This window comes from Pseudochrobactrum sp. AO18b (assembly GCF_000409565.1).
Taxonomy (GTDB): domain Bacteria; phylum Pseudomonadota; class Alphaproteobacteria; order Rhizobiales; family Rhizobiaceae; genus Pseudochrobactrum; species Pseudochrobactrum saccharolyticum.
In genome coordinates this window covers 1-7,443 of record NZ_ANNO01000492.1, presented here as the reverse complement: position 1 = coordinate 7,443, position 7,443 = coordinate 1, and the positions used below count along the sequence as shown (strand labels likewise).

Below are 7,443 nucleotides of genomic sequence, written 5' to 3'. Positions count from 1 at the left end.
CGCGCTGTTTTTTTTATGCAGTTACGGTTTCATAAATCACCGGATTGAGCTGCGGTTCACTATCACTCAGCATCATCGCTTGCCGCACCATCTGCACCGCCTGATCGGCTTTGTCTTGCGTCTGCGCATGAACCAGCGCCAGCACATCACCAGCTTTGACTTCGCTGCCCAACGGCAGAATATTGGTCACACCGACTGAAGGGTCGATCTGATCCTGCGGGCGCATACGCCCGCCGCCCAATGCGACAACGCTCATACCGACTGCGCGTGTATCAATGGCGCTGATATAGCCATCGCGCTCAGCAGACACCTGCACCTGAAGAGGTGCAACCGGCAGATAATGTGCTGCTCTTTCAACGAAATCCGCAGGTCCGCCAAGGCCAGAAACCATACGGCCGAATTTTTCTGCTGCTCTGCCATTATCCAGAGCTGTTTGCGCTTTTGCCAGACCATCAGCAACAGTTTGAGCCAGCCCTGCTGTGACCAGCATATGGGCGGCAAAATTCAGCACAACTTCCGCGAGACGCGACTGCCGTTTGGCACCGGTCAGAAAATCAACGGCATTTTGCACTTCAACAGCATTACCGGCGCAATCGGCTAATGGCTCGTTCATATCGGTAATCAGTGCACTGGTCGGCAAGCCCGCACCATTAGCCACCTGCACCAGACTTTGCGCCAAAGCCTGCGAAGCTTCAAATGTCGGCATGAAAGCACCGCTGCCGGTTTTCACATCCAGCACCAGCCCGCCAATACCGGAAGCCAGTTTTTTCGAGAGAATAGAAGCGGTAATCAGCGGAATGGATTCCACCGTTGCCGTCACATCACGCACGGCATAAAACCGCTTATCCGCCGGAGCGAGGTCGCCGGTCGGGCCGATAATCGCACAACCGCAATCGCGCACAACTTTGTCGAACAAAACCTTATCAGGATAGCTCTGATAACCGGGAATGGCATCCATCTTATCCAATGTGCCGCCCGTATGGCCAAGGCCGCGACCGGAAATCATCGGCACATAGGCACCGCAGGCAGCAACAATCGGTGCCAACATCAGCGAAACATTATCGCCCACACCGCCTGTCGAATGTTTATCCACCACAGGCCCGTCAAGATCGCGCCATTCCAGCACATCGCCGGAATATTGCATCGCCGTTGTCAGCGCCACAGCCTCATCACGGGTCATACCATTGAAATAAACCGCCATGCCAAAAGCGGCAATCTGCCCTTCACTCACACTGCCATCGGTAATACCGCGCACAAATGCCTTGATTTGCTCCGCGCTCAAAACCTGTCTATCGCGTTTTGCCCGAATGATTTCCTGTGGCAGCATAGCGGCACCTTTTTAACGATCAGCCGATTTCGCCAACCAGTATCTTGATAATTTTTTGCAGTTTCTGGCCGCCCAAAGGCGCCATAGTCTTGGTTTCATGGTGCGATAATTCATCACCGCTCATGCCTGCACCATAATTGGTGATGACCGAACAGGCAGCAGCCCGCAGCCCCAGAAAACGCGCCAGAATGACTTCCGGCACAGTGGACATGCCCACAGCATCGGCACCCAGCACCCGCGCCATACGGATTTCTGCCGGTGTCTCAAAAGACGGGCCGGAGAACCACATATAGACACCTTCATACAGCTTTTCACCCGCTGCGCGCGCCGCATCGCGGAAAGCCTGCTTCAGCTCTGCATCATAGGCCGCTGTCATACCGGTAAAACGCGCATCCGTATGTTCGCCGATCAGCGGATTCATACCGGAATAATTAATATGATCATCGATCAGCATCACGCTGCCGGGTGCCATCTCCTGCACCACAGAACCGGCGGCATTGGTCAGGATCAGCGTTTCAATACCAAGCGCTTTCAGTGTCTCCAGCACTGGGCGCATCGCCGCTGCGTCACCCTGCTCGTAATAATGCGCACGTCCCGCCAGCACCATTACCAGCCTACCCATTAAGCGACCAACAACCACCTCGCCCGCATGGCCGCTGACGCCGCTTTTCGGAAAGCGCGGCAGATCGGAATAACGGATATGCACCGGATCATCGAGTTCACTGACCAGTCCGCCAAGGCCGGAACCCAGCACAATAGCAACTTTCAGCGTTTCACCGGCAAAAGCTTCATTCAAACGGGCGCGTAAAATCAAAGCTGCTTCGGTCATGGCCTTAACCAATCACATCGGTCTGAAAACTGAATGGCAGCAATTCGCGCATTGTCACGGTCTGCACAACACCGGAACTGTCGCACAAATGCAGCGGCACATCGGCACCGGCAAATTCTGCCAGACGCTGACGGCAACCGCCGCAAGGAGAGCATTTTTCCAGTTTCTCAGCCATCACCAGAATTTCGGCAATCTCACCGCCGCCATCCATCACATAATGCGACAGCATGGTGGTCTCGGCACACCAGCCTTCAGGGAAGGAAATCACCTCAATATTGCAGCCGGAATAAATCCGCCCGTCTTTGGTGCGCAAGGCAGCACCAACGGGAAATTTCGAGTAAGGGGCATGGCATTTCTGCATTGCAGCATAGGCTGCATCAAATAGATCCTGAGCCATATCAGCCCCTCCTCAATTTTCACATTTGATTTCAATGCCTGAATTAAAAAGCAACAGGCCGTGACGAAAATGGTGATTTCCGAGTAACGGAGCGCAGCGTACTTAATGGTACGTGAGCACCGGAACACAGGAAATTGCTATTTGCAGGCCGGTCTGGTGTCTTTTGAAACAGGCATTTAGCGTTCTTTCACGTATGGAATACCACCCGCTTTCGGCGGAATGGCTTTGCCGATGAAACCTGCCAGCAGAATAACGGTCAGAATATATGGCAGAGCCTGCATGAACTGTACCGGTACATCACCGATCAGCGGCAGCGACTGGCCTTGCAGACGAATGCCCAGCGCATCGAGAAAGCCGAACAGCAAACAAGCATACATCGCCTGCACCGGACGCCATTTGGCGAAGATCAGTGCGGCCAGAGCAATATAGCCCTTACCGGCAGTCATATCCTTAACAAAGCCTGCGCCCTGTGCTGTCGCCAGATAGGCACCGGCCATACCGCAGAGCAGGCCGCAGATAATGACTGCGCGATAACGCAGCCATGTCACTGAAATACCGGCTGTATCAACCGCCGCAGGATTTTCACCCACCGCACGCAGACGCAGACCAAAGCGGGTGCGATACAATACCCACCATGTCAGCGGCACCATCAAGAAAGCCAGATAAACCAGAATGGAATGACCGGAAATCAGCTCCGCATAAAGATAGCCGACAACCGGCACGTCCTTAACGGCTTCCGCGCCCGGAAAATTAATAGATGTAAAACGGGCGCTGTTTGGCAAAGACGGTGTACGGCCACCCTGTCCGAACCATGCCTGACCGAGAATAATTGTTGTACCCGCAGCGATAAAGTTGATCGCCAGACCGGAAACAATCTGATTACCGCGATGCGTGATCGAGGCAAAACCGTGCACCAGCGACAACAGCATCGAAACCAGCAAAGCCGCACCAAGACCGACAAGGGCAGAACCGCTGATGGCAGCAACAGTACCGGCAGCGAAGGCACCGGCCAGCATTTTACCTTCAAGACCGATATCAACAATCCCTGCGCGCTCTGAATAGAGCCCCGCAAGACAGGCAAACAGCAAAGGCGCAGACAGGCGCAAAGTTGAATCAAGCAGCTGAATAAGAGTTACATAGCTGTCCATGGCGCTTACTCCCCTGCTTTCGTGGCTGCACCGGCAGCATTTCGCGATGCAAAACGCATGAAAAACCGCTGGAAAGCAGGGCGGAACATATGCTCCATCGCACCGGCAAACAGGATCACCAGACCCTGAATAATCACAATCATATCGCGGGAAATATTCGGCATATCAAAAGCGATTTCCGCACCGCCCTGATAAAGCATACCAAACAGGATCGCCGCCGGAATGATCCCCACCGGATGCGAGCGCCCCATCAGTGCCACCGCAATCCCCACAAAACCGGCACCGGCAACAAAGTCCAGCTGCAGGCGATATTGCGCACCCATCACCGGATTAAGCGCCATCATACCGGCCAGTGCACCGGAAATCAGCATGGTGATAATAATCGTTCTCGACGGATTAATACCGGCATATTCAGCGGCACGCGGGCTATGCCCCATGGTGCGGATTTCATAGCCGATTTTTGTCCGCCAGATCAGCAACCACACCAGATAACAGGCCAAAAGCGCCAGCAAAAAGCTGATATTCAGCGGTGCCGAACGGATTTCCATACCGAACAGGTTCATCAGCCAGTCGAGTTTCGGCAGTTGCCCACCTTCCGCAAAACCGCGGCTTTCCGGTGCCATCACGCCAATCGGCTTGATGAAATTGATAATCAGATAGACCATCAGACTGGCGGCGATGAAGTTGAACATAATCGTGGTGATCACGATATGCGAACCGCGCTTAGCCAAAAGCCATGCCGGTATCAGCGCCCAGAGCGCACCGAAAATAGCACCGCCAAGCAATGCCGCAATCATGGTAATCCACCACGGCATGGATGCATCCAGCCAGAGACAGATCAGCGCCACGCCAAGACCACCGATATAAGCCTGCCCCTCACCGCCAATATTGAACAGCCCGCAATGAAAAGCGACAGCAACAGCCAGACCGGCAAAGATAAAATTCGTGGCATAAAACAGCGTATAGCCAATGCCTTCACCGGAGCCGAAGGCACCTTTGACCATCAGCAGTGCTGCATCCAGCGGATTTTCTCCGACCAGCAGCACCACAAGTCCGGCAACCAGAAACGCAACCAGCAGGTTCAGTGTCGGGATCAGACCATAATCCACCCAGCGCGGTAATTTTGCAAAAGGCTGGCTCATGGCAACATTCCGATCACGGCGTCAGTGGTTTTTACCTGCGCATATTCTCCCTGCAACACGGCAAGTGTCAGCGCGTGCACATCTTCCGCGCTCCAGAGACGGCCCTGCAAATCGGTGCGGTCTGTACTGGCAACCGCGTCTTCCGGCACAATCACCTCAAAACCGAGATTAGCAGCCATGCGCACTGTTGCATCAACGGAATTTTCAAGCAGCACACCGCCGACAACCAATGTGCGGATTTGCAACTCATCCAGCACATCCATCAGATCTGTGCCGATAAAAGCGCTGTTGGTACGTTTATCCACGACCGGTTCACCGATCTGGGGCTCGACTTCTGCTTTAAAGTCATTGCCTGCCGTTCCCGCGCGATAAGGCGACTGCGGATCGGTTGAATCATGGCGCACATGCACCACTGGCAGACGGCGTTCGCGCCATGCTTCCAGCAGGCGCTGTAAATTCGCTTCAGTCTGTGGTTGTCCGCGGCGACCCCATTTCGGATCATCAATAGCCTTTTGCATATCAATGATGAGCAATGCCGGTGTTGAGCTAATCATCAATGCAGGCCCTTTTCGGTTTTCTTATTATCTTCATCCTGAATACCCGCCATCAGCAGGCCGATTTCCCCCTCACCGGCTTCCGGCCCGCACTCACCGACAACACGTCCGGCAAACATCACCAGAATACGGTCGGACAGCGAACGGATTTCGTCCAGCTCAACAGAAATCAACAGCACGGCCTTACCGGCATCGCGCATTTCAATAATACGTTTATGAATAAATTCGATCGCACCGACGTCCACGCCGCGCGTCGGCTGCGCTACAATCAGCACATCCGGATTGCGTTCCATCTCACGTGCCAGCACGATCTTCTGCTGGTTACCACCGGAGAAATTCGCAGTTTTCAGACGCGGATCGGCAGGGCGGATATCATATTGCGCAATTTTGCCCTTTGCATCCTGCATGATCGCTTCAATATTAAGAAACGGCCCTTTGAGATAGCGCGGATCATCATGATAGCCGAGAATGGAATTCTCATATTCCTCATAGGCCAGCACCAGCCCCATATGGTGGCGGTCTTCCGGCACATGGGCGAGACCACGGCGGCGCAATTCTGCCGGATGCGCATTACCCGTCACATTAACCGGCAGGCTGTTCAGCATCACCACACCGCTCTCGGCGCGACGAATACCGGCAATCACTTCGATCAGCTCTGACTGGCCATTACCGGCAACACCGGCAATGCCGACAATCTCACCGGCACGCACATCAAAAGACACCGTATCCACGACTGTGGTTTTCTGCGCATTACGCACGACAAGGTTCTTCACCTGTAATACAGGCTCACCGGGTGTCGCAGCCTGCTTGTTCACGCGCAGCAAAACACGGCGGCCAACCATCAGTTCAGCCAGTTCTTCCACGCTTGCTTCAGCGGTTTTGCGGGTGGCAACCATCGTGCCCTGCCGCATTACCGAAACATTATCTGTCACTGCCATAATCTCGCGCAGCTTATGGGTAATCAGAACAATGGTTTTGCCCTGATCTTTCAGCTGCCGCAAAATGCGGAACAGATGGTCAGCCTCGGACGGTGTCAGAACACCGGTCGGTTCATCAAGGATCAGAATTTCCGCGCCGCGATACAGCGCCTTCAGAATTTCCACACGCTGCTGCAAGCCAACCGGCAGATCTTCGACCACCGCATCAGGATCAACATCCAGCGCATATTCTTTTTCGAGCGCTTTCAGCTGCTCGCGTGCTTTTGCAATGCCGGTGGATAATAAAGGCGCACCTTCCGCACCCAGCATCACATTTTCAAGCACTGTAAAATTATCAACCAGCATAAAATGCTGATGTACCATACCGATGCCCGCAGCGATTGCCGCATCCGGATTGGATATATGCACCTGCCGGTCATTGACTTTGATCGTGCCTTTATCCGGCTGATAGAAACCGTAGATAATCGACATCAAAGTCGATTTTCCGGCACCGTTTTCGCCGATAATCCCGTGGATGGTTCCCTTTTCGATCCGCAGATCAATAGCACGGTTTGCGTGCACAGCGCCGAAACGCTTATCAATTCCTGTCAGTTCAAGTGCAGGCTGCGCCATTATCCCATCCGTTAATCATCGACATCGCATTGCCGGAGCATTTTTATCAAATAACATATCGCGAACATCAAATGAAAACATCTGACATGTTCTACTTTAACTGATTCCGCCACGCAGTTAACAATATATGCTATTGCATAAAGCTGTGTGTAAACCACCACAAAGCCGCATTTCACCCCTCATAATAGCGTGAAATATCACTTCCGTGCACTATATGAATACAAAACACCCTCTGATCTGTCAGGAAACCACCCATGTCTGAAAATCTGTCCGACCGGCTTACAGAGCTGGAAATTCGCAATGCGGAACAGGAAAAGACAATTGAAGACCTGTCCGGTGAGATTGCCGAGCAATGGAAGCTGATTACCGCACTGAACAAAAAGCTCAGCGCTCTGACTGATCGCTTTCTTGAACTGGAAGAACAAACAGCGCCGGAAGTCTCCGTGACCAAACCGCCCCACTGGTAAGCACAAAGAAATTTCAAATGGAAAAGGGC

The 7,443-nt window shown here is 53.3% G+C and carries 8 protein-coding genes and 1 pseudogene; 1 reads left to right on the top strand and 8 read right to left on the bottom strand.

Features of this window, described 5'->3' with window-relative positions:
• Positions 1 to 13: 13 nt before the first annotated feature.
• The 8 genes and pseudogenes from deoA to A918_RS0118220 all read right to left on the bottom strand — a co-directional run bounded on the left by deoA (position 14) and on the right by A918_RS0118220 (position 6,947).
• On the bottom strand, positions 14 to 1,327 hold the full coding sequence (deoA, locus tag A918_RS0118250; protein WP_022712440.1) for a thymidine phosphorylase: 1,314 nt from the start codon (positions 1,325 to 1,327) through the stop codon (positions 14 to 16).
• Between the two features lie 19 nt (positions 1,328 to 1,346).
• Positions 1,347 to 2,156 carry a purine-nucleoside phosphorylase gene (locus A918_RS0118245; protein ID WP_022712439.1) on the bottom strand — a complete coding sequence of 270 codons (810 nt, stop codon included), beginning with the start codon at positions 2,154 to 2,156 and terminating at the stop codon, positions 1,347 to 1,349.
• A gap of 4 nt (positions 2,157 to 2,160) precedes the next feature.
• A complete protein-coding gene (locus A918_RS0118240; protein ID WP_022712438.1) occupies positions 2,161 to 2,553 on the bottom strand; it encodes a cytidine deaminase in 393 nt (130 codons plus the stop codon).
• Positions 2,554 to 2,582: 29 nt separating this feature from the next.
• Positions 2,583 to 2,694: pseudogene (locus A918_RS22480) on the bottom strand (flagellar basal body P-ring protein FlgI); the annotation flags it as partial.
• Between the two features lie 35 nt (positions 2,695 to 2,729).
• On the bottom strand, positions 2,730 to 3,701 hold the full coding sequence (locus A918_RS0118235; protein ID WP_022712437.1) for an ABC transporter permease: 972 nt from the start codon (positions 3,699 to 3,701) through the stop codon (positions 2,730 to 2,732).
• Between the two features lie 5 nt (positions 3,702 to 3,706).
• Positions 3,707 to 4,843 (bottom strand): ABC transporter permease, encoded by a 1,137-nt coding sequence (locus A918_RS0118230; protein ID WP_022712436.1) that lies wholly within the window; start codon positions 4,841 to 4,843, stop codon positions 3,707 to 3,709.
• Positions 4,840 to 5,397, bottom strand: a complete 558-nt coding sequence (locus tag A918_RS0118225) for a cysteine hydrolase family protein (RefSeq protein ID WP_022712435.1) — start codon at positions 5,395 to 5,397, stop codon at positions 4,840 to 4,842. Before A918_RS0118225 ends, A918_RS0118230 begins: the two co-directional genes overlap by 4 nt.
• Entirely contained in the window at positions 5,397 to 6,947 is a 1,551-nt protein-coding gene (locus tag A918_RS0118220) for an ABC transporter ATP-binding protein (protein ID WP_022712434.1), read from the bottom strand. The genes A918_RS0118225 and A918_RS0118220 overlap by 1 nt, the downstream gene beginning before the upstream one ends.
• A gap of 254 nt (positions 6,948 to 7,201) precedes the next feature.
• Here A918_RS0118220 and A918_RS0118215 point away from each other — a divergent pair, with 254 nt between their 5' ends.
• Positions 7,202 to 7,414 (top strand): SlyX family protein, encoded by a 213-nt coding sequence (locus tag A918_RS0118215; protein WP_022712433.1) that lies wholly within the window; start codon positions 7,202 to 7,204, stop codon positions 7,412 to 7,414.
• Positions 7,415 to 7,443: the final 29 nt, after the last annotated feature.